Source organism: Streptomyces sp. NPDC041968, assembly GCF_055589025.1.
This window is the reverse complement of record NZ_JBVJCB010000001.1, coordinates 309,763-330,210: the sequence shown is the minus strand read 5'-3', so window position 1 is coordinate 330,210 and position 20,448 is coordinate 309,763. Positions and strand designations below refer to the sequence as shown.

Below are 20,448 nucleotides of genomic sequence, written 5' to 3'. Positions count from 1 at the left end.
GTAACCCTAAACTTCAGCGTTAGGGTTCGGGTCGGCGCTACGGACCGTCCCAATCGGCATCAGTCGTCGGTCGCGGGGCAGCAGTGCTCCGGCGATCCGACGACACGTAACTCGAGGCGAGAGGCCTTCGACGTGGCAGCACCGCAGAACTACCTCGCAGTCATCAAAGTCATCGGTGTCGGCGGCGGTGGTGTCAATGCCATCAACCGGATGATCGAGGTCGGTCTCAAGGGCGTCGAGTTCATCGCCATCAACACCGACGCGCAAGCTCTGTTGATGAGCGACGCCGACGTCAAGCTCGACGTCGGCCGTGAACTCACCCGCGGACTCGGCGCCGGAGCCAACCCGGCCGTCGGCCGCAAGGCCGCCGAGGACCACCGCGAAGAGATCGAGGAGGTCCTCAAGGGGGCCGACATGGTCTTCGTGACAGCCGGCGAAGGCGGCGGCACCGGCACCGGCGGCGCGCCCGTCGTGGCCAACATCGCCCGCTCGCTGGGCGCCCTCACCATCGGCGTGGTCACCCGCCCGTTCACCTTCGAGGGACGGCGCCGGGCCAACCAGGCCGAGGACGGCATCGCGGAGCTCCGCGAAGAGGTCGACACCCTCATCGTCATCCCCAACGACCGGCTGCTGTCCATCTCGGACCGCCAGGTCAGCGTGCTGGACGCGTTCAAGTCCGCCGACCAGGTGCTGCTGTCCGGTGTGCAGGGCATCACCGACCTGATCACCACCCCGGGCCTGATCAACCTGGACTTCGCCGACGTGAAGTCGGTCATGTCCGAGGCGGGGTCCGCTCTCATGGGCATCGGCTCGGCCCGCGGCGACGACCGCGCGGTGGCCGCGGCCGAGATGGCGATCTCCTCGCCGCTCCTGGAGGCGTCCATCGACGGCGCCCGGGGCGTGCTGCTCTCCATCTCCGGCGGCTCCGACCTCGGCCTGTTCGAGATCAACGAGGCCGCCCAGCTGGTCAGCGAGGCCGCCCACCCCGAGGCCAACATCATCTTCGGCGCGGTCATCGACGACGCCCTCGGCGACGAGGTCCGGGTCACCGTGATCGCGGCCGGCTTCGACGGGGGCCAGCCGCCGTCCAAGCAGCGGGACAACGTCCTCGGCTCCTCCTCGCCCAAGCGCGAGGAGCCCGCCCCGGCGCGGCAGACCGAGAGCCGTCCGTCCTTCGGTTCGCTCGGCAGCGTGAAGCCGAAGGAGGAGCCGGAGCCGGCCCCCGCCCCGGAGCCGGTGAGCGACCTGCCGCCGGTCGCCCCGCCGCCGGTCCCGCCGTCCCGGACCTACTCGGACAGCGCGGCCGAGGAACTGGACGTGCCGGACTTCCTGAAGTGATAGGACAGCGCGACACCGTGAACGGCGCGCACTTCGGCTTCACCGACCGGTGGGGCGGAGTGAGCGCCGTTCCGTACGAGGAGCTGAACCTCGGCGGCGCGGTCGGCGACGACCCCGGCGCCGTCACGGCCAACCGGGAGCTGGCCGCCAAGTCGCTGGGCGTCGACCCGGCCCGGGTGGTCTGGATGAACCAGGTGCACGGCGCCGACGTCGCCGTCGTCGACGGACCCTGGGGGGACCGCCCGGTCCCGCGGGTCGACGCGATCGTCACCGCCGAACGCGGTCTCGCCCTCGCCGTCCTCACCGCCGACTGCGTCCCCGTCCTGCTGGCCGACCCCGTCGCCGGTGTCGCCGCCGCGGCCCACGCGGGCCGGCCCGGCCTGGTCGCCGGGGTCGTCCCCGCCGCCGTACGGGCCATGGCGGAACTCGGCGCCGACCCCGCCCGCGTCGTCGCCCGCACCGGACCCGCCGTGTGCGGCCGGTGCTACGAGGTGCCCGAGGAGATGCGCGCCGAGGTGAGTGCCGTCGAGCCGGCGGCGCACGCCGTGACCGGCTGGGGTACGCCGGCGGTCGACGTGGGCGCCGGGGTGCACGCGCAGCTCGAGCGACTCGGGGTGCACGACCGGGCGCAGTCGCCGGTGTGCACCCGGGAGTCGGAGGACCACTTCTCGTACCGACGCGACCGCACCACCGGGCGGCTCGCGAGCTATGTCTGGCTGGACTGATGGGGCATGACGGACCGTAAGCACGAACTCGCCGCGAACCTGGCCACGGTCGAGGAGCGCATCGCCGCCGCCTGTGCGGCCGCCGGCCGCCGGCGCGACGAGGTGACCCTGATCGTGGTCACCAAGACCTACCCGGCGGACGATGTGCGGATTCTCTCCGACCTCGGCGTGCGCCATGTCGCCGAGAACCGTGACCAGGACGCGGCCCCGAAGGCCGCGGCCTGCTCGGATCTGCCGCTTTCGTGGCATTTCGTCGGTCAGTTGCAGACCAACAAGGTGCGCTCCGTGGTCGGTTACGCGGATGTCGTGCAGTCCGTCGACCGCCCCAAGCTGGTCACCGCCCTGTCCAGGGAGGCCGTACGCACCGGGCGCGAGGTGGGCTGTCTGCTCCAGGTCGCGCTCGACGCGGGGGAGAGCGGTCGCGGCGAGCGCGGCGGCGTCGGTCCCGCGGGGGTCGAGGAGTTGGCCGACCTGGTCGCCGGGGCGGAAGGTCTGCGGCTCGACGGGCTGATGACCGTCGCTCCCCTCACCGGCGAGTACGCGGGGCGCCAACAGGCGGCGTTCGAACGCCTCATGGATTTGTCGACCCGCGTGCGCCGGACCCATCCGGCTGCGAACATGGTCTCCGCAGGAATGAGCGCGGACCTCGAGGAGGCCGTGGCCGCCGGAGCGACACATGTACGCGTCGGCACCGCGGTACTCGGAGTCCGCCCCGGGCTCGGGTAACGTCGCCAAGAAGTCGGACCACAGCAGAAAATATGGTCATTACCGCCGAAAGGCGGATGCAACGACCTCGTGGATCGCGGGCACTTGGCAGTCGTCAGCCGATCCACCACAGAGCGGAGGACTCAGAGAATGGCCGGCGCGATGCGCAAGATGGCGGTCTACCTCGGCCTCGTGGAGGACGATGGGTACGACGGCCGGGGGTTCGACCCCGACGACGACTTCGAACCCGAGCTGGACCCGGAGCCCGAGCGGGACCACCGGCGGCACGAGCCCGTCCACCAGCCCCATGGTTCACATCAGCCCCAAAGGGACGAAGAGGTACGAGTCGTACAACCGCCCCCGCAGCGCGAGCCGGTGCCCCGCTCCCCTTCGCTCGCGGCGGAATCCAGCCGCCCGGCGCGGATCGCGCCCGTGGCATCCATCACACAAGAACGCGCAAGCCTGGAAAAGAGCGCACCGGTCATCATGCCCAAGGTCGTGTCCGAACGAGAGCCCTACCGGATCACCACACTTCACCCCCGGACCTACAACGAGGCCCGTACCATCGGGGAACACTTCCGTGAGGGCACGCCGGTGATCATGAATCTCACTGAGATGGATGACACAGATGCGAAGCGACTTGTCGACTTTGCGGCCGGTTTGGTGTTTGGTCTTCACGGCAGTATCGAGCGGGTGACGCAGAAGGTGTTCCTGCTGTCTCCTGCTAACGTCGATGTCACGGCGGAGGACAAGGCCCGCATCGCAGAGGGCGGGTTCTTCAACCAGAGCTGAGACGCACCACCGGTACAGAGCAAGAACACGGATCCGAGAACCGGGTCCGAGAGATGGTTCAGGGGAGAGGGAAGCACAGGTCATGAGCGTGGTCCTGGATGTCGTCTACATCGCGCTGATGTGCTTCCTCATCGTGCTCATCTTCCGGTTGGTCATGGACTACGTCTTCCAGTTCGCCCGCTCGTGGCAACCCGGCAAGGCGATGGTGGTCGTTCTGGAGGCCACCTACACTGTCACCGATCCACCGTTGAAGCTTCTGCGGCGGTTCATTCCGCCGCTGCGTCTCGGGGGCGTGGCGCTCGACCTGTCCTTCTTCGTACTGATGATCATCGTCTACATCCTGATCTCGATCGTGAGCCGGCTGTGATCGATGAGAGAGATACGGGCTTGCCGAATGCCGACGACAACGTTGAGGTGAAGAGATGCCGTTGACCCCCGAGGACGTGCGGAACAAGCAGTTCACGACCGTCCGCCTCCGAGAAGGCTATGACGAGGACGAGGTCGATGCCTTCCTCGATGAGGTCGAAGCCGAACTGACCCGGCTGCTCCGCGAGAACGAGGACCTGCGCGCCAAGCTGGCCGCGGCGACGCGCGCGGCCGCGCAGAACCAGCAGAACATGCGCAAGCCCCCGGAGCCCCCGCAGGATCAGCAGCAGCACCCGCAGCAGCATCCCCAGCAGGGGATGCCGCAGCAGGGCATGCGAGGTCCCGGCGCTCCGGTGCCCGCCGGCATATCGGGCCCGCCGCAGCAGCAGATGGGTGGCCCCATGGGGGGCCCGCCCCAGCTGCCGAGCGGTGCCCCGCAGCTGCCCGCCGGCCCCGGCGGTCAGGGTGGTCCGCAGGGGCCCGGCCCGATGGGTCAGGGTCCGGGACCGATGGGCCAGGGCGGCCCCGGTCCGATGCAGGGCCAGATGGGCCCCGGCCCGATGGGCGGCCCCATGGGCGGCCCGCAGGGTCCCGGTGGCCCGGGCATGCCCGGTCAGGGCGGCCCCGGTGGCGACAGCGCCGCCCGTGTCCTCTCGCTGGCCCAGCAGACCGCCGACCAGGCGATCGCCGAGGCCCGTTCCGAGGCCAACAAGATCGTCGGCGAGGCGCGTTCGCGTGCCGAGGGCCTGGAGCGCGACGCGCGTGCCAAGGCCGACGCCCTGGAGCGGGACGCGCAGGAGAAGCACCGCGTCGCGATGGGCTCCCTGGAGTCCGCCCGCGCCACGCTGGAGCGCAAGGTCGAGGACCTGCGCGGCTTCGAGCGCGAGTACCGGACGCGGCTGAAGTCGTACCTGGAGTCGCAGCTGCGTCAGCTGGAGACCCAGGCGGATGACTCGCTCGCCCCGCCGCGCACGCCCGCCACGGCCTCCCTGCCGCCGTCCCCGGCGCCCTCGATGGCTCCGGCCGGCGCGAGTGCCCCGTCCTACGGTGGCAACCAGTCGATGGGCAGCGGTCCGGGTCAGTCCGGGCCGTCCTACGGCGGGCAGCAGCAGATGTCGCCGGCGATGACCCAGCCGATGGCGCCGGTGCGTCCGCAGGGCCCGTCGCCGATGGGGCAGGCGCCCTCGCCGATGCGCGGGTTCCTGATCGACGAGGACGACAACTGAGCTGTCTCGGACTGACGTCCGGTAAGTAGTACGGCGTTGTCTTCGGCAGCGTTCAAGGGCGGGCCCCGGGTTTTCGACCCGGGGCCCGCCCTTGTACTGGGTGCGGGTGCGGGTGCGGGTCCCGGTTCCGACTCCGGTGCGGGCGGGATGCCCCACAGCCCACCCGTGCCGGGCAGCCGAGAAGGCCCGGCTCCCCGAGGAGAAGGGGGCCGGGCCTTGGTGCTGCTCGGTTACTGCTTGCGCAGGCGGAACGTCAGGGACAGGCCCTCGTCCGTGAACGGCTCCCCGTACGTGTCGTCCGCCTCGCCCTGGGCGAAGTCCATCGCCAGGACCTCGTCCGCGATCAGGGACGTGTGGCCGGTCAGGGCCGCCACCGTCGCCGGGTCCGCGGCGGTCCAGCGCAGGGAGATGCGGTCGGCGACGTCGAGGCCGCTGTTCTTGCGGGCCTCCTGGATCAGGCGGATCGCGTCACGGGCGAGGCCCGCGCGGCGGAGCTCCTCCGTGATCTCCAGGTCCAGCGCCACGGTCGCGCCGGAGTCCGAGGCGACCGACCAGCCCTCGCGGGGCGTCTCCGTGATGATCACCTCGTCGGGGGCGAGGGCGACCGTCTCGCCGTCGACCTCCACCGAGGCCGTGCCTTCGCGCAGGGCGAGGGAGAGCGCCGCGGCGTCCGCGTTCGCGACGGCCTTCGCCACGTCCTGGACGCGCTTGCCGAACCGCTTGCCCAGCGCACGGAAGTTGGCCTTCGCGGTCGTGTCGACCAGCGAACCGCCGACCTCGCTCAGCGACGCCAGGGACTCGACGTTCAGCTCCTCCGTGATCTGCGCGTGCAGTTCGGGGGTGAGCGCGTCGAAGCCCGCCACGGCGATCAGCGCACGGCTGAGCGGCTGGCGCGTCTTGACGCCCGACTCCGCGCGCGTGGCGCGGCCCAGCTCCACCAGCCGGCGGACCAGGACCATCTGCCGGGACAGCTCCGGGTCGATCGCCGACAGGTCCGCCTCGGGCCACGAGGACAGGTGCACCGACTCCGGGACGCCCGGGGTGACCGGCACGACCAGGTCCTGCCAGACCCGCTCGGTGATGAACGGGGTCAGCGGGGCCATGAGCTTGGTGACCGTCTCGACGACCTCGTGCAGGGTGCGCAGCGCCGCCTTGTCGCCCTGCCAGAAGCGGCGGCGGGAGCGACGGACGTACCAGTTGGACAGGTCGTCGACGAAGGCGGACAGCAGCTTGCCGGCGCGCTGGGTGTCGTACGCGTCCAGCGCCTGGGTGACCTGGTCGGTGAGCGCGTGCAGTTCGGAGAGGAGCCAGCGGTCCAGGACCGGGCGGTCGGCGGGGGCCGGGTCGGCCGCGCTCGGCGCCCAGCCCGAGGTGCGGGCGTACAGGGCCTGGAAGGCGACCGTGTTCCAGTAGGTGAGGAGCGTCTTGCGGACGACCTCCTGGATGGTGCCGTGACCGACCCGGCGGGCCGCCCACGGGGAGCCGCCGGCCGCCATGAACCAGCGGACCGCGTCCGCGCCGTGCCGGTCCATCAGCGGGATGGGGTCCAGGGTGTTGCCGAGGTGCTTGGACATCTTGCGGCCGTCCTCGGCGAGGATGTGGCCGAGGCAGACCACGTTCTCGTACGAGGACTTGTCGAAGACCAGGGTGCCGACCGCCATCAGCGTGTAGAACCAGCCGCGGGTCTGGTCGATGGCCTCGCAGATGAACTGCGCCGGGTACCGGCTCTCGAACAGCTCCTTGTTCTTGTGCGGGTAGCCCCACTGCGCGAACGGCATCGAACCCGAGTCGTACCAGGCGTCGATGACCTCCGGCACGCGCGTGGCGGTCCTGCCGCAGCCCTCCTCGGGGCAGGCGAAGGTGACGTCGTCGATGTACGGGCGGTGCGGGTCGAGGGCCGACTGGTCGGTGCCGGACAGCTCGGTGAGTTCCGCGCGGGAGCCGGCGACCGTGAGGTGGTCCTCCTCGCAGCGCCAGATGGGCAGCGGGGTGCCCCAGTAGCGGTTGCGGGACAGCGCCCAGTCGATGTTGTTGTTCAGCCAGTCGCCGTACCGGCCGTGCTTGACCGAGTCGGGGAACCAGTTGGTCCCCTCGTTCTCCTGGAGGAGGCGGTCCTTGATCGCGGTGGTGCGGATGTACCAGGACGGCTGCGCGTAGTACAGCAGCGCGGTGTGGCAGCGCCAGCAGTGCGGGTAGCTGTGCTCGTAGGGGATGTGCCGGAAGAGCAGGCCCCGGGTGTCCAGGTCCTCGGTGAGCTTCTCGTCGGCCTTCTTGAAGAAGACGCCGCCGACCAGCGGGACGTCCTCCTCGAAGGTGCCGTCCGGGCGGACCGGGTTCACGACGGGCAGGCCGTAGGAGCGGCAGACCTTCAGGTCGTCCTCACCGAAGGCGGGGGACTGGTGGACGAGACCCGTGCCGTCCTCGGTGGTGACGTAGTCGGCGTTGACGATGTAGTGGGCCGGCTCGGGGAACTCCACCAGCTCGAACGGGCGCTGGTACGTCCAGCGCTCCATGTCCGCACCCGTGAAGGACTCGCCGGTGGTCTCCCAGCCCTCGCCGAGGGCCTTCGCCACCAGCGGCTCGGCGACGACGAGCTTCTCCTCGCCGTTCGTCGCGACGACGTAGGTGACCTCGGGGTGCGCGGCGACCGCCGTGTTGGACACCAGGGTCCAGGGCGTGGTCGTCCAGATCAGCAGCGCGGCCTCGCCGGCCAGCGGGCCGGAGGTGAGGGGGAAGCGGACGTAGACGGACGGGTCGACGACCGTCTCGTAGCCCTGCGCCAGCTCGTGGTCGGACAGGCCGGTGCCGCAGCGGGGGCACCAGGGGGCGACGCGGTGGTCCTGGACCAGCAGGCCCTTGTCGAAGATCTCCTTCAGCGACCACCAGACGGACTCGATGTACTCCGGGTCCATCGTGCGGTACGGGTCCTGGAGGTCGGCCCAATAGCCCATGCGCGTCGTGAGCGCCTCGAAGGCGTCGGTGTGGCGGGTCACCGACTCGCGGCACTTGGCGTTGAACTCGGCGATGCCGTACGCCTCGATGTCCTGCTTGCCGGAGAAGCCCAGCTCCTTCTCCACCGCCAGCTCCACCGGCAGGCCGTGGCAGTCCCAGCCGGCCTTGCGGCCCACGTGGTAGCCGCGCATGGTGCGGAAGCGGGGGAAGACGTCCTTGAAGACGCGGGCCTCGATGTGGTGGGCGCCCGGCATGCCGTTGGCGGTGGGCGGGCCCTCGTAGAAGACCCACTCGGGGCGGCCCTCGGACTGCTCCAGGCTCTTGGCGAAGATCTTCTGCTCGCGCCAGAAGTCGAGCACCGCGTGTTCGAGCGCGGGCAGGTCGACCTGGGCGGGCACCTGGCGGTACTGCGGCTGCGTATTCAACGAGCTTCCTCCGGCGGACGTGCTGCCTTCCGTCGGAGGGACGAGAGCTGCGCTCCCGCGGTACCACCCTCCTTGGCCCCCGGTGCGTCCTGTGCGCCGGTGAGCCCCCTCGTTGGGGCGCGAGGCCGGGTCTACTCGCCCTGGTGCTGGGCTTTCTTCCGGCGGCTCCGGGGTGATCTTCACGTCGCGCTCGCCCCCGGGCTCACACCGTCCCCGGGTCGCTCTGGGCTGCGTACGCCGCTACTCGTCCCCATCCACGCTTTTCGCTCCGCCCAGTGTACGGCGCCGGGCCGACAACGGCCGACCGGTTTCTGCGCCGGGCGGCAGGGCCCCCGCCCGCGCTCCGAGCGGCTCGCCCTGACCCGAATGCCGCCGGCCGGTCCCCGGTCGTGGAGCGGCCCGGCCGGGCCCGCGTCCGGCGGATTACCGGGCGGGGAGCTGGGCACAACGCAGGCATGCTCGGTGCGCGGCGCGGCGCTGGGCGGGCGAATCGGGCGGCGTGCCCCGTTGCCGCGGGACTCGAGTCGATTTATCGTCCCAGCACGATTCGCGAGCAAGATCACAATATGTGAAGGGGCCGCGGCCATGGTGGCGAAGAAGACCGCCGTACAGCAGTCCGAGGCGGCTGCGAAGAAGTCCGCTGCCAGGAGGACGACGGCCGGGAAGGGGGCCGCGGAGCAGGATGCCGCGGCCGGGGGCGGCGCGGAGGGCGGCGACGCGGCGGAGAGCGGCACCGCGAAGCGGGCGCCGGCCAAGAGGAGCACGGCCGGGAAGGCGGGGGAGGCCGGGAAGGCGGAGGCGAAGCGGGCCCCGGCCGAGCGGGCTCCGGCGAAGAAGAGCACGGCGAAGAAGAGCACGGCCAAGAAGGCGGGCGCGGCGCAGACCGCGGAGCAGACGGGAGCCACGACGGTGGTTGCGAAGAAGACCCCTGGCACGGCCACGGCGGCCAAGACCGCCGTCCCCAAGGCGCGCGGCGCCGCCGCGGACCCCGGCGACCTCGCGGTACGGCCCGGCGAGGAACCCTGGACCCCGGAGGAGGTGGAGGAGGCGCGCGGAGGGCTGGAGTCCGAGGCCGACCGGCTGCGCACCGAGATCGACTCCTCGGAGCGGTCGCTGCAGGGCATGATGCGCGACTCCGGGGACGGCGCGGGCGACGACGAGGCGGACACCGGCAGCAAGAACATCACGCGCGAGCACGAGCTGGCGCTGGCCGCCACCGCGCGCGAGGTGCTCACCCAGACCGAGCGCGCCCTGGAGCGCCTGGACGCGGGCACCTACGGCCTGTGCGAGAACTGCGGCAACCCCATCGGCAAGGCGCGCATGCAGGCCTTCCCGAGGGCCACCCTGTGCGTCGAGTGCAAGCAGAAGCAGGAGCGCCGGTACTGATCGGCCGCCGGGACGGAAGGCGTGCCGTACCCTCGTCCAAAGTCAGGTACCTAGGCTGAGGGACTCACGTGGCAGAGGCGGAGCGCATCATCGGTACGCCGGACATCCCGGACGCGGCGGGGGACGGCCAGGAGCCGGCCGACGCCGAGCAGGAGCGGTCCCCGGAGCGTCCCCGGGGCAGGCGGCGGATCGCCGTGCTCTTCGCGGTCGCCGCGTTGGCGTACGCACTCGACCTGACCAGCAAGATGATCGTGGTCGCCAAGCTGGAGCACCAGGAGCCCATCGAGATCGTCGGGGACTGGCTGCGCTTCGTGGCGATCCGCAACGCGGGCGCGGCCTTCGGCTTCGGCGAGGCCTTCACCGTGATCTTCACGGTGATCGCGGCGGCCGTGATCGTCGTGATCGCCCGCCTGGCGCGCAAGCTCTACAGCCTGCCGTGGGCCGTCGCGCTCGGCATGCTGCTCGGCGGCGCCCTCGGCAACCTCACCGACCGGATCTTCCGGGCGCCGGGCGTCTTCGAGGGCGCGGTCGTGGACTTCATCGCGCCGAAGCACTTCGCCGTGTTCAACCTCGCCGACTCGGCGATCGTCTGCGGCGGCATCCTGATCGTGATCCTCTCCTTCCGGGGACTGGACCCGGACGGGACCGTCCACAAGGACTGACGGGGCCGTCCAGACGGTCTGACGGGCCCCACGGGGCCCCTGCCGGGCGCCCGGGACGGGACGCCCGCCGCCGGGTGGGCGTGCGGGAGTGTCCGACCCGTCCGGCATACTCGACGGGGTGAGCACGATTCCCGAGATCCGTACCCTGCCCGTGCCCGACGGTCTGGAGGGCGAGCGCGTCGACGCCGCCATCTCCCGCATGTTCGGCTTCTCCCGTACCAAGGCCGCGGAGCTCGCCGCGGCGGGCAAGGTGCAGGTCGACGGATCGGTGGTCGGCAAGTCCGAGCGCGTCCACGGCGGCGCCTGGCTCGAGGTCGAGATGCCGCAGGCGCCCGCGCCGGTGCAGGTGGTCGCCGAGCCCGTCGAGGGCATGGAGATCGTGCACGACGACGAGGACGTCGTCGTCATCGTCAAGCCGGTCGGCGTCGCGGCCCACCCCTCGCCCGGCTGGACCGGGCCCACGGTCATCGGCGGACTGGCCGCCGCCGGGTACCGCATCTCCACGTCCGGTGCCGCCGAGCGGCAGGGGATCGTGCACCGCCTCGACGTGGGCACGTCCGGCCTGATGGCGGTGGCCAAGTCGGAGCGCGCCTACACCTCGCTCAAGCGCCAGTTCAAGGAGCGCACGGTCGACAAGCGCTACCACACGCTCGTGCAGGGCCACCCCGACCCGACCAGCGGCACCATCGACGCCCCCATCGGCCGTCACCCCCAGCACGACTACAAGTGGGCCGTCACCGCCGAGGGCAAGCCCTCCGTCACGCACTACGACCTCATCGAGGCCTTCCGCGCCGCCTCCCTCCTCGACGTGAAGCTGGAGACCGGCCGCACCCACCAGATCCGCGTCCACATGGCCGCCCACCGGCACCCTTGCGTCGGCGACCTCACCTACGGCGCCGACCCGACGCTCGCCAAGCGGCTGCGCCTCACCCGGCAGTGGCTGCACGCCGTGCGGCTCGGCTTCGAGCACCCCGGCGACGGCCAGTGGGCCGAGTTCGCCAGTGACTACCCCGAGGACCTCCAGCAGGCCCTGGACCTGGTCCGCGAGGAGACGTACGGATGAGCGCCGTGCCGCCCGGGGCGCCGTCGCCCGTGGTGCCGGCGTACGAGGTGCGGGTCGCCGACGACCCCGGTGACCGGGACGCGTGCTTCGCGGTGCGCAAGGACGTCTTCGTCGCCGAGCAGAAGGTCCCCGAGGACATCGAGTACGACGCCTACGACGCCGACGCCGTGCACGTCCTCGCGGTCCGTGAGGACGGCGTGCCGCTGGGCACCGGCCGGCTGCTGCACGGAGCGGCCGCCGCGGCGAAGAACGGCGACGGCGACCCGGCCGTCGGCTCCCTCGGGCGCCTCGCCGTGACCCGGGAGGCCCGCGGGCTGGGCGTCGGGGCCGCGCTCGTACGGGCCGTCGAGGAGGCGGCCCGCGCGCGCGGGCTCCACGCGGTCGACCTGCACGCGCAGACCCACGCCCTGGGTTTCTACGAGCGGCTGGGGTACAAGGCCTACGGACCGGAGTTCCCCGACGCCGGGATACCCCACCGCGCGATGCGGCGCGCCCTGTAGGCGCGGGCGCCGAACGGGCCGGTGGGCCCGGTGGCGTGACAGGCTTGCGGTCCGCCGTGTGACGCCGAGACCCCACCGGAGCGCTGAGCGTGGACCAGTTGGCCCTGTTGTTCGTCCTGCTGCTCGGGGCCCTGCTGAGCGTTCCGCTCGGGGACCGGCTGCGGCTTCCGGCGCCGGTGCTGATGACCCTCCTCGGGATCGTGCTGGCCCTGCTGGACTTCGTGCCCAACGTCGACATCCCGCCCGAACTGATCCTGCCCGCGCTGCTGCCCCCGCTGCTGTACGCGGCGGTACGGCGCACCTCCTGGCGCCAGTTCGCGGCCAACAGGCGTCCGATCTTCCTGCTGGCGGTCGCGCTGGTCTTCGTCACCACGGCGTGCGTGGCCGCGGTGGCCCACGCGATCGTGCCGGGGCTGCCGATCGCCGCGGCCTTCGCGCTGGGCGCGCTGGTGGCACCGCCCGACCCGGTCGCGGCCACCGCCGTCGCCGGGCAGCTCGGGTTGCCACGCCGTCTGGTGTCCATCCTGGAGGGCGAGGGACTCTTCAACGACGTCACCGCCATCGTGCTGTACCACGTGGCCATCGCCGCCGCGGTCAGCGGCACGTTCTCGCCCTGGGAGGCGGGGTTCGACCTGGTGCTCTCCGCGGTCGTCGCGGTCGCCGTGGGGCTGGCGCTGGGCTGGGGCTCCAACAAGCTCCTGACGGTGCTCGGCGACCCTACGCTGCAGATCGGGCTGACCCTGCTGGTGCCGTTCGTGAGTTACGTCCTGGCCGACGAACTGCACGGCTCCGGGGTGCTCGCGGTGCTCACCACCGCGATGTTCCTCGCCGAGTACGCCTCCGACGCCGACGACGTGATGAGCCGGCTCGCCGGGCACACCGTCTGGGACGTCGTCGACACGCTCGTCACCGGTGTGGCCTTCGGGCTGATCGGCCTGGAGCTGCACAACGCGATCCGCACCGCCTCCGGCCGGTGGACGGAGCTGCTCGGCTGGGCGGGGGCGATCAGCGCCGTGGTCATCGTGGTCCGGCTGCTGTGGCTGCTGCCGGCCACCTGGCTGACCCAGCGGCTGCACGCCCGGCGGGGTCACGACGAGGACATCCCGACGAGCTGGCGCGAGACCGTCGTCATGTGGTGGGCGGGGATGCGGGGCGTCGCCTCCGTCGCGCTGGCACTGGCGATCCCGCTGACGACGGACGACGGGGCGGCCTTCCCGAAACGGGACGAGATCGTGTTCGTCGCCTTCGGCGTGATCATGGTCACGCTGCTGCTCCAGGGCCTGACGCTGCCCTGGCTGGTGGGCAGACTCGGCGTACGGGCGGACACCGAACGCGAGCAGGCGTACGAGAAGGAGCTGGCCGTGCGCGCGGCCAGGGCGGCGAAGCAGCGGCTGAAGGAGATCGAGTCGGTCGAGGAACTGCCGGACGAGCTGTCCGAGCAGATGCTGCGGCGCGCCTACGACATCGGGGTGCGCATCAGCCCGGACCTCGGCGACGAGGAGCGGCGGGAGGCACAGGAGCAGCGGGCCAGGCGGATCAAGCGCGTGCGCCGCATCCAGGGGGAGATGCTGAGCGCCGCCCGCCACGAGGTGCTGGCGGCGCGCAGCGAGGCCGGCGCGGACCCGGAGATCGTCGACCGGGTCCTGCGCCACCTGGACGTGCGCAGCCTCAGGTGAGGCCGCCCGTCCCCGCTGTCACAGGCTCTTCGTGGGCTGGTCCGGGAAGCGCCGCTGAACTCCGTCGGCGGAACGCCTCGGACGGCGGAGACCGTCGAGGGACGGGCGCAGGGACGCGTCCGCGGTGTTGACCCGGGGCAGGGCGTAGGGATGCTCGTCGGCGAGCCAGCGGATCATCCCCTCGCGGACCGTGACCCGCACCGTCCAGATGTCGTCCGCGTCCTTCGCCGTCACCAGGGCCCGCACCTGCATGGTGTTCGCGGTGGTGTCCGTGACGGTGAGGTTGTAGTCACGACCGTCCCAGGCCGGGCACTCGCGCAGGAGGTCGCGCAGCCGTTCGCGCATCGCCTCCAGCGGCGCCGTGTGGTCGAGGTGCCAGAACACGGTCCCGGTCATCTGAGGGGTGCCGCGCGACCAGTTCTCGAACGGCTTGGACGTGAAGTACGACACCGGCATGGTGATCCGGCGCTCGTCCCAGGTGCGTACGGTCAGGAACGTGAGGGTGATCTCCTCGACGGTGCCCCACTCGCCGTCCACCACGACCGTGTCGCCCATGCGCACCATGTCGCCGAAGGCGATCTGGAACCCGGCGAACATGTTGCTCAGGGTGGACTGCGCGGCGATGCCGGCCACGATGCCGAGGACACCGGCGGAGGCCAGCAGCGAGGCGCCCGCCGCCCGCATCGCGGGGAACGTCAGCAGCATCGACGACACGGCGACCACGCCGACGACCGCCGAGACCACCCGCATGATCAGCGACACCTGGGTGCGCACCCGGCGCACCCGGGCCGGGGCCCGTTCGGCGTGGGTGTGGGCGTAGCGGGAGTAGGACGCCTCGACGACGGCCGCGGCGATCCGGATCACCAGCCAGGCCACGGAGCCGATCAGCAGCAGGGTCAGCAGCCGGCCGACGGCCGACCGGTGGTCGGGGAACACCTGCGCCTCGACGTAGGACCCTCTCAGCAGGGCCGCGCAGAGCATGACCTGGTAGGGGATGCGGGCGCGGCGCAGCAGACCCCACAGCGGGGTCTCGGGGTGCCGTCCGTCGGCCTTGCGCAGCAACAGGTCGGTGGCCCATCCGATGACCAGCGTCAACAGGACGGAACCGCCGACCACGATCAGCGGGCGGAGTATGGTCTCCATGCCCTCGAACCTAACCGCACCCGGTGCGCCGTGAACCTGTGACTTGCGTCCCGGCCGGGGGATCGCCGGTCACCGCGTGGTCACCCCCGGCTGGCACCATGGCCTCATGAACATCGTGCTCTTTCACTCGACCCTCGGTCCGCGGCCCGCGGTCGGGCAGGCCGCCGACCGGCTGCGCGACGCCGGGCACCAGGTGTGGACCCCGGACCTCTTCGAGGGCCGGACCTTCGACACGGTCGAGGAGGGCATGGCCCACCAGGAGGGGATCGGCAGGGAGGAGCTGCTGAAGCGGGCCGTGCTCGCCGCCGCGCCCTACTCCGAGCGGGGGCTGGTCTACGCGGGCTTCTCGCTCGGCGCTTCCATCGCCCAGACCCTCGCCCTCGGCGACCACCGGGCGCGCGGGCTGCTCCTCCTGCACGGCACGTCGGACATCGCGCCCAACGCGGCGGTCGACGACCTGCCGGTCCAGCTGCACGTCGCCGAGCCGGACGCCTTCGAGACGGACGACTGGCTCAGCGCCTGGTACCTGCAGATGGGCCGGATCGGCGCCGACGTGGAGGTGCACAGATACACGGGGGCCGGCCACCTCTACACCGACCCGGGGCTGCCGGACTATGACGAGGAGGCGGCCGAGGCCACCTGGCGGGTGGCGCTCGGCTTCCTCGACTCCCTCCAGGAGGCGGACGCGTCTCAGACGGGCGCGTAGACGCGCTCGACCCGCTGCGTGCCGCTGCGCGTGCGGTACGAACGGGCCCAGGCCGACGTGGCGTCCGGGTCGGTGCGGTCGGAGACGACGTAGTAGTCCATCTGCGTCCGCTCCGCGGTGACGTCCAGCACGCCGTAGCCGTGCCGGTCGGTGTCGACCCAGTGGACGTGCCGGTTCGCGGCCCGGATGACCGGGGCCGCGACCGCCGAGACCGTGCCCTCGGGCACCTTCACGATGTCGTCGAGGTTGTCGGAGGTCACCGACGTGACGACGAACTCCGTGGCGGCCGAGGCGGAGAGCGGGTACGTGGCGGCGTTGTGCGGCACGTCGTTGGCCCACGCCATGTGGATGTCGCCGGTCAGGAACACGGTGTTGCGGACGGCGTTCGCGCGCAGGTGCGCCAGCAGTTCGCGGCGGTCGTCCGTGTACCCGTCCCACTGGTCCGTGTTGAGGGCGAGCCCCTCCTTCGGCAGGCCGAGCAGCTCCGCGAGCGGCTTCAGCAGCTCGGCGGGGATCGAGCCGACGGCGAACGGCGAGATCATCACCGAGTTGCCGACCAGCCGCCAGGTGGTGTCGGAGGAGCTGAGCCCGGCCTTGAGCCAGTCCAGCTGGGCGCGCCCGGTGAGGGTGCGGTCCGGGTCGTCGACCTCCCCGTTGCCGAGCCCCACCTGCTGCGAGCGGAAGGAGCGCAGGTCCAGCAGGGAGAGGTCGGCGAGCTTGCCGAACCGCAGCCTGCGGTAGGTGGTCCCGGCGATCGCGGGGCGCACCGGCATCCACTCGAAGTAGGCCCGCTTGGCGGCGGCCTGGCGCGCCGCCCAGGCCCCCTCGGCGCCCTCGGTGTGGTTCTCGGCGCCGCCCGACCAGGTGTCGTTGGCGATCTCGTGGTCGTCCCAGATCGCCACGACCGGCGCGACGGCGTGCAGCGCCTGGAGGTCGGGGTCGGTCTTGTAAAGGCCGTGCCGGACGCGGTAGTCGGCGAGCGTCAGGATCTCGTGGGCGGGCGCGTGCGGCCGTACGACGGCGTCGCGGGTGCCGTACTCGCCGGTGCCGTACTCGTAGAGGTAGTCGCCCAGGTGCAGCCAGGCGTCCAGGTCGCCGCGGGCCGCGAGGTGACGGTACGACGAGAAGAGGCCGGCCTCCCAGTTGGCGCAGGACACCACGCCGAAGCGCAGGCCCGGGACGGCGGCGTCGGCCGCGGGGGCGGTGCGGGTGCGGGCGGCGGGGGATTCGGTGGGCCCAGCGGAGAACCGGAACCAGTAGTCCGTGGCGGGGGCGAGGCCCCTGACGTCGGCCTTGACGGTGTGGTCGGAGGCGGCCGTCGCGGTGACGGACCCCTTCGCGACGATGTTCGTGAACGCCTTGTCGAGGGCGACGGACCAGCTCACCTCCGTGTCCGGGCCGAGGCCCGACCCCGGTATGGACTCGGGGGTCGGGGTCACCCGGGTCCACAGCAGCACACCGTCGGGCAGCGGGTCACCGGAGGCGACGCCGTGCAGGAAGGCGGGGGCGGCACCGGCGGCACCGGCGGGCAGCGCGGCGGCGAGCGGGGCGGCCAGGACGGCGCCGGCCGCCGCGGCCTTGACGACCGTGCGGCGGCTCGGGGTGCGGGGGTCCGCGCGTTCGGCGGACGACGGGAAGGTGCTGCTCTCGGATGATCTGTGTCGACTGGTCACGGACGATCAGATTACTGATCGGTAAGCGAACGGGCGGGCGAACTCGTCAAAGTTCGCCCGCCCGTTCGCCGTTCTTCGCTACTTGGTGACGCCCGCGTCCTTGAGCGCCTTCTGCCACTCGGCGTCGGTGCTCGGCGTCTCGATCACCTTGTCGTTGATCTTGACCGTCGGGGTGGACTCGACGCCCTCGGCCTTCTGGAAGGAGTCACTCATCCTCATCGCCCAGGCGTCGTAGGTGCCCTTCTCCACGGCGTCCTGGAACTTCTTGTTGCCCTTCAGGGCGTCGACCGAGTCCGCCACCTTGATCAGGTAGTCGTCCTTGGCGAACTCGTCGGTGGACTCCTCCGGGTGGTACTCGGACGAGTACAGCGCGGTCTTGTAGTCGATGAACGCGTCCGGGCTGACGTTCAGCGCGGCGCCGAGCGCGCTCAGCGCGTTCTTCGAGCCCTCGCCGCCGAGGTTCCCGTCGAGGAAGGTGCCGATCGTGAAGGAGAGCTTGTAGGTGCCGTCCTCCATGCCCTTGTTGACGGTCTCGCCGATGGACTGCTCGAAGGAGGCGCAGCCCGGGCAGCGCGGGTCCTCGTAGAGGTGGACGACGTTGTCGCCCTTGGCCTCGCCGAGGGTGACCGTGGTGCCGTTCTTGCCGGAGGTGTTGGCCGGGGCCACCACCTTGGCCTCGGCGGCCTTCTCCCAGCCCGAGGGCTTGTTGCTCTGCACGACGGCGTAGCTGATGCCGCCGGCTATCGCCAGCACGCCGACGATGGAGCAGGCCACGATGACCTGCCGCTTGACCTTGTCGCGCTTGGCCTGGCGCTCGCGCTCCTGGCGCAGGCGCTCGCGGGCCGCCGACTTCGCCGACTGACTGTTCCGCTTGCTCATGGTGATGATCTCTCCGGGGACGCGCACACCGGGTGGGTGTGCGGGGTGCTGATGGGGGACTGGCGGTGCCCGGCGGCGCGTGGTGCGCCCGCCGCGCGCTCGGGTCGTGTCACACGAGGGCGACCGGGCAGGGCGGTCCGCGCCGTCCCAGGGAGTGCGTGAGGATCCGCTCGCGGGCGTCGACGGTGCGGCGGACCAAGGGGGTCGCGCGGCGTGCCGCGGGGGTCCGGCGCACGCTCACGGCCGCCACGGCCAGCAGCAGCGGCCGGAAGGTGGTCGCCGCCACCGCGCTCAGCAGCTGGGCCAGGGCCCGCTCGCCGCGCCGCAGCCAGGCGGCCGCCAGCAGGCCGACGCCGACGTGCGCGCCGAGCAGCAGCCAGGCGCTCGCGGGCCCGGCATCGGCCAGTACGGTCGCCAGCCGGTCGGACTCGGCACCCGTCACCCGGCTCAGCGGAGCGGTCACGCCCGCGTGCACGCCGGTCCCGTCGCCGCACAGCACGTCGAATCCGACGGAGCGCAGCGGGCCCGCGACCGGGCCGCCCGCCCGGCCGTAGCAGACGTGCTGGCCGGTGGTGAAGAGCGTGTCGGCGGCCAGCTCCAGCGGGATCAGCAGGGCGGCGATCCGCCCGAAGCCGCGCTCGCGCCGCCCGGCCAGGGCGTACGCGATCAGGAACACGACGGCGGCGACCGCGGCCACCGCGGGCAGCGGCAGCGGAACCCCGGACAGCAGCACGTGCGACGCGGTGCTGAGCGTCACGGCGAGTGCCGTGAAGAGCGCCGCGCGCACGGCTCTGAGGGGGGTTCCGGAGATGTCCATGGCGAGAGAAGAGTCTGTCACGGGCCCCGGTAAGGGGCTCCTAAAGGGTTCCTGTGCGAGAGCCGACGGTTACAGACCCGGAATCCGGCCGTTGCGGAAGAGGTCGACGAAGGTCTGGTGGTCGGCACGCGCGCGTGCGCCGTACCGGTGGGCGAAGTCGACCAGCAGCGGGGCGAAGCCCTCCTCGTCGGCCGCGATCGCCGCGTCGATGGCCCGCTCGGTGGAGAACGGCACCAGGGACTCGCCGGACTGGTCGTCCGCCGCCGCGTGCATGGCGGCCGTGGCCCGGCCCAGGTCGGCGACGACCTCGCCGATCTCCTCCGGGTCGTCGATGTCGCCCCAGTCCAGGTCCACGGCGTACGGCGAGACCTCGGCGACCAACTGGCCCGCACCGTCCAGCTCGGTCCAGCCCAGCCACGGGTCGGCGTGCGCCTGGAGGGCGCGCTGGGAGATCACCGTGCGGTGGCCCTCGTGCCGGAAGTAGTCCCGGATCGCCTGGTCGGTGATGTGCCGGGCGGCCGCCGGGGTCTGGGCCTGCTTGATGTAGATCACGACGTCGTTCTCCAGGGCGTCGCTGTTGCCCTCCAGGAGGATGTTGTACGAGGGCAGACCGGCCGATCCGATGCCGATGCCCCGGCGGCCCACGACGTCCTTCACCCGGTAGGAGTCGGGACGGGTCAGGGACGACTCGGGCAGCGTCTCCAGGTAGCCGTCGAAGGCCGCGAGCACCTTGTAGCGCGTGGCCGCGTCCAGCTCGACTGCGCCGCCGCCCGGGGCGAAGCGGCGCTCGAAGTCACGGATCTCGGTCATCGACTCCAGCAGCCCGAACCGGGTCAGGGAGCGCGCGACGCGCAGCGCGCCCAGCAGCGGCCCGTCGGCGGTGTCCAGCGTGAACGGCGGCACCTCGTCGCTCTTGGCGCCGGTCGCCAGGGCGTGGATCCGCTCGCGGTACGCGCCCGCGTAGACCCGCACCAGCTCGGTGATCTGCTCGTCGCTGAGAGCCTTCGCGTACCCGATCAGCGCGACGGATGCGGCGAAGCGCTTGAGGTCCCAGGTGAAGGGGCCGACATAGGCCTCGTCGAAGTCGTTGACGTTGAAGATCAGCCGGCCGGTGGAGTCCATGTACGTGCCGAAGTTCTCCGCGTGCAGATCGCCGTGGATCCACACCCGGGAGGTCCGCTCGTCCAGGTACGGGCCGCCGCCCGCCGACCCGAACTCCTGGTCGACGGTCAAATCGTGGTAAAAGAGACTCGCGGTGCCGCGGTAGAACGCGAAGGCCGAGGCCGCCATCTTCCGGAACTTCACGCGGAACGCCGCGGGGTCCGCGGCCAGCAGTTGACCGAAGGCGGTGTCGAAGACGGCGAGGATCTCCTCGCCGCGCTCCTCGTTGAGCTGCGGAACCGACATGCCTGGT

At 71.7% G+C, this 20,448-nt stretch carries 18 protein-coding genes; 12 read left to right on the top strand and 6 right to left on the bottom strand.

The window, feature by feature from the left end; genetic code table 11:
* The first annotated feature begins 132 nt into the window (after positions 1–132).
* The 6 genes from ftsZ (at position 133) to divIVA (ending at position 5,152) form a co-directional block, all read left to right on the top strand.
* Positions 133–1,338, top strand: coding sequence for a cell division protein FtsZ (gene ftsZ, locus ACZ6EG_RS01520; protein WP_391967651.1), 1,206 nt, complete (start codon positions 133–135; stop codon positions 1,336–1,338).
* Positions 1,335–2,063 carry a peptidoglycan editing factor PgeF gene (gene pgeF / locus ACZ6EG_RS01515; RefSeq protein WP_391967650.1) on the top strand — a complete coding sequence of 243 codons (729 nt, stop codon included), beginning with the start codon at positions 1,335–1,337 and terminating at the stop codon, positions 2,061–2,063. Before ftsZ ends, pgeF begins: the two co-directional genes overlap by 4 nt.
* 6 nt (positions 2,064–2,069) lie before the next feature.
* Complete coding sequence (locus ACZ6EG_RS01510; protein WP_391967649.1) at positions 2,070–2,789, top strand: YggS family pyridoxal phosphate-dependent enzyme; 720 nt, start codon at positions 2,070–2,072, stop codon at positions 2,787–2,789.
* 129 nt (positions 2,790–2,918) lie between these two features.
* A complete protein-coding gene (locus tag ACZ6EG_RS01505; RefSeq protein WP_356608118.1) occupies positions 2,919–3,560 on the top strand; it encodes a cell division protein SepF in 642 nt (213 codons plus the stop codon).
* A gap of 82 nt (positions 3,561–3,642) precedes the next feature.
* The gene (locus ACZ6EG_RS01500) at positions 3,643–3,927 is read left to right on the top strand and encodes a YggT family protein (RefSeq protein WP_007448661.1); all 285 of its coding nucleotides are present in this window, start codon (positions 3,643–3,645) and stop codon (positions 3,925–3,927) included.
* A gap of 55 nt (positions 3,928–3,982) precedes the next feature.
* Positions 3,983–5,152: an apical growth/hyphal branching protein DivIVA gene (gene divIVA / locus ACZ6EG_RS01495; RefSeq protein ID WP_391967648.1), complete on the top strand. Its 1,170-nt coding sequence runs from the start codon at positions 3,983–3,985 to the stop codon at positions 5,150–5,152.
* A 230-nt stretch (positions 5,153–5,382) separates the two neighbouring features.
* Here divIVA and ileS read toward each other — a convergent pair whose 3' ends face one another.
* A complete protein-coding gene (gene ileS / locus ACZ6EG_RS01490) occupies positions 5,383–8,529 on the bottom strand; it encodes an isoleucine--tRNA ligase (RefSeq protein ID WP_469600645.1) in 3,147 nt (1,048 codons plus the stop codon).
* Positions 8,530–9,114: 585 nt separating this feature from the next.
* On the opposite strand from ileS, the gene ACZ6EG_RS01485 reads away from it, so the two are divergent.
* The 5 genes from ACZ6EG_RS01485 to ACZ6EG_RS01465 all read left to right on the top strand — a co-directional run bounded on the left by ACZ6EG_RS01485 (position 9,115) and on the right by ACZ6EG_RS01465 (position 13,816).
* A complete protein-coding gene (locus ACZ6EG_RS01485) occupies positions 9,115–9,915 on the top strand; it encodes a TraR/DksA family transcriptional regulator (protein ID WP_391967646.1) in 801 nt (266 codons plus the stop codon).
* A gap of 68 nt (positions 9,916–9,983) precedes the next feature.
* Entirely contained in the window at positions 9,984–10,577 is a 594-nt protein-coding gene (lspA, locus tag ACZ6EG_RS01480) for a signal peptidase II (protein WP_391967645.1), read from the top strand.
* A 118-nt stretch (positions 10,578–10,695) separates the two neighbouring features.
* Positions 10,696–11,640 carry an RluA family pseudouridine synthase gene (locus tag ACZ6EG_RS01475; RefSeq protein WP_391967644.1) on the top strand — a complete coding sequence of 315 codons (945 nt, stop codon included), beginning with the start codon at positions 10,696–10,698 and terminating at the stop codon, positions 11,638–11,640.
* Positions 11,637–12,140, top strand: a complete 504-nt coding sequence (locus ACZ6EG_RS01470) for a GNAT family N-acetyltransferase (protein ID WP_469600640.1) — start codon at positions 11,637–11,639, stop codon at positions 12,138–12,140. The genes ACZ6EG_RS01475 and ACZ6EG_RS01470 overlap by 4 nt, the downstream gene beginning before the upstream one ends.
* Before the next feature lie 89 nt (positions 12,141–12,229).
* Positions 12,230–13,816, top strand: a complete 1,587-nt coding sequence (locus ACZ6EG_RS01465) for a Na+/H+ antiporter (protein WP_391967642.1) — start codon at positions 12,230–12,232, stop codon at positions 13,814–13,816.
* A gap of 18 nt (positions 13,817–13,834) precedes the next feature.
* On the opposite strand, the gene ACZ6EG_RS01460 is transcribed toward ACZ6EG_RS01465, so the two are convergent.
* On the bottom strand, positions 13,835–14,959 hold the full coding sequence (locus ACZ6EG_RS01460) for a mechanosensitive ion channel family protein (protein WP_391967641.1): 1,125 nt from the start codon (positions 14,957–14,959) through the stop codon (positions 13,835–13,837).
* Between the two features lie 76 nt (positions 14,960–15,035).
* Between ACZ6EG_RS01460 and ACZ6EG_RS01455 the strand changes: the two genes are divergently transcribed.
* Positions 15,036–15,665 (top strand): dienelactone hydrolase family protein, encoded by a 630-nt coding sequence (locus ACZ6EG_RS01455; RefSeq protein WP_469600637.1) that lies wholly within the window; start codon positions 15,036–15,038, stop codon positions 15,663–15,665.
* On the opposite strand, the gene ACZ6EG_RS01450 is transcribed toward ACZ6EG_RS01455, so the two are convergent.
* The 4 genes from ACZ6EG_RS01450 to ACZ6EG_RS01435 form a co-directional block, all read right to left on the bottom strand.
* On the bottom strand, positions 15,650–17,338 hold the full coding sequence (locus ACZ6EG_RS01450) for an alkaline phosphatase D family protein (RefSeq protein WP_469600634.1): 1,689 nt from the start codon (positions 17,336–17,338) through the stop codon (positions 15,650–15,652). The two genes, ACZ6EG_RS01455 and ACZ6EG_RS01450, sit on opposite strands and share 16 nt — an antisense overlap.
* A 78-nt stretch (positions 17,339–17,416) precedes the next feature.
* Positions 17,417–18,217 carry a DsbA family protein gene (locus tag ACZ6EG_RS01445; RefSeq protein ID WP_391967639.1) on the bottom strand — a complete coding sequence of 267 codons (801 nt, stop codon included), beginning with the start codon at positions 18,215–18,217 and terminating at the stop codon, positions 17,417–17,419.
* 109 nt (positions 18,218–18,326) lie between these two features.
* Positions 18,327–19,034, bottom strand: coding sequence for a hypothetical protein (locus ACZ6EG_RS01440; protein WP_356608174.1), 708 nt, complete (start codon positions 19,032–19,034; stop codon positions 18,327–18,329).
* Positions 19,035–19,103: 69 nt separating this feature from the next.
* Positions 19,104–20,441: a DUF2252 domain-containing protein gene (locus ACZ6EG_RS01435; RefSeq protein WP_356608094.1), complete on the bottom strand. Its 1,338-nt coding sequence runs from the start codon at positions 20,439–20,441 to the stop codon at positions 19,104–19,106.
* Positions 20,442–20,448 lie beyond the last annotated feature (7 nt).

What these genes read in the sequence shown, in the direction of transcription:
- ACZ6EG_RS01510 (WP_391967649.1), top strand. Translation starts at nt 2,070, where the DNA reads ATGACGGACCGTAAGCACGAACTCGCCGCGAACCTGGCCACGGTCGAG.
- ACZ6EG_RS01505 (WP_356608118.1), top strand. Translation starts at nt 2,919, where the DNA reads ATGGCCGGCGCGATGCGCAAGATGGCGGTCTACCTCGGCCTCGTGGAG.
- ACZ6EG_RS01500 (WP_007448661.1), top strand. Translation starts at nt 3,643, where the DNA reads ATGAGCGTGGTCCTGGATGTCGTCTACATCGCGCTGATGTGCTTCCTC.
- divIVA (WP_391967648.1), top strand. Translation starts at nt 3,983, where the DNA reads ATGCCGTTGACCCCCGAGGACGTGCGGAACAAGCAGTTCACGACCGTC.
- ACZ6EG_RS01485 (WP_391967646.1), top strand. Translation starts at nt 9,115, where the DNA reads ATGGTGGCGAAGAAGACCGCCGTACAGCAGTCCGAGGCGGCTGCGAAG.
- ACZ6EG_RS01470 (WP_469600640.1), top strand. Translation starts at nt 11,637, where the DNA reads ATGAGCGCCGTGCCGCCCGGGGCGCCGTCGCCCGTGGTGCCGGCGTAC.
- ACZ6EG_RS01460 (WP_391967641.1), bottom strand. Translation starts at nt 14,959, where the DNA reads ATGGAGACCATACTCCGCCCGCTGATCGTGGTCGGCGGTTCCGTCCTG.
- ACZ6EG_RS01445 (WP_391967639.1), bottom strand. Translation starts at nt 18,217, where the DNA reads ATGAGCAAGCGGAACAGTCAGTCGGCGAAGTCGGCGGCCCGCGAGCGC.
- ACZ6EG_RS01440 (WP_356608174.1), bottom strand. Translation starts at nt 19,034, where the DNA reads ATGGACATCTCCGGAACCCCCCTCAGAGCCGTGCGCGCGGCGCTCTTC.
- ACZ6EG_RS01435 (WP_356608094.1), bottom strand. Translation starts at nt 20,441, where the DNA reads ATGTCGGTTCCGCAGCTCAACGAGGAGCGCGGCGAGGAGATCCTCGCC.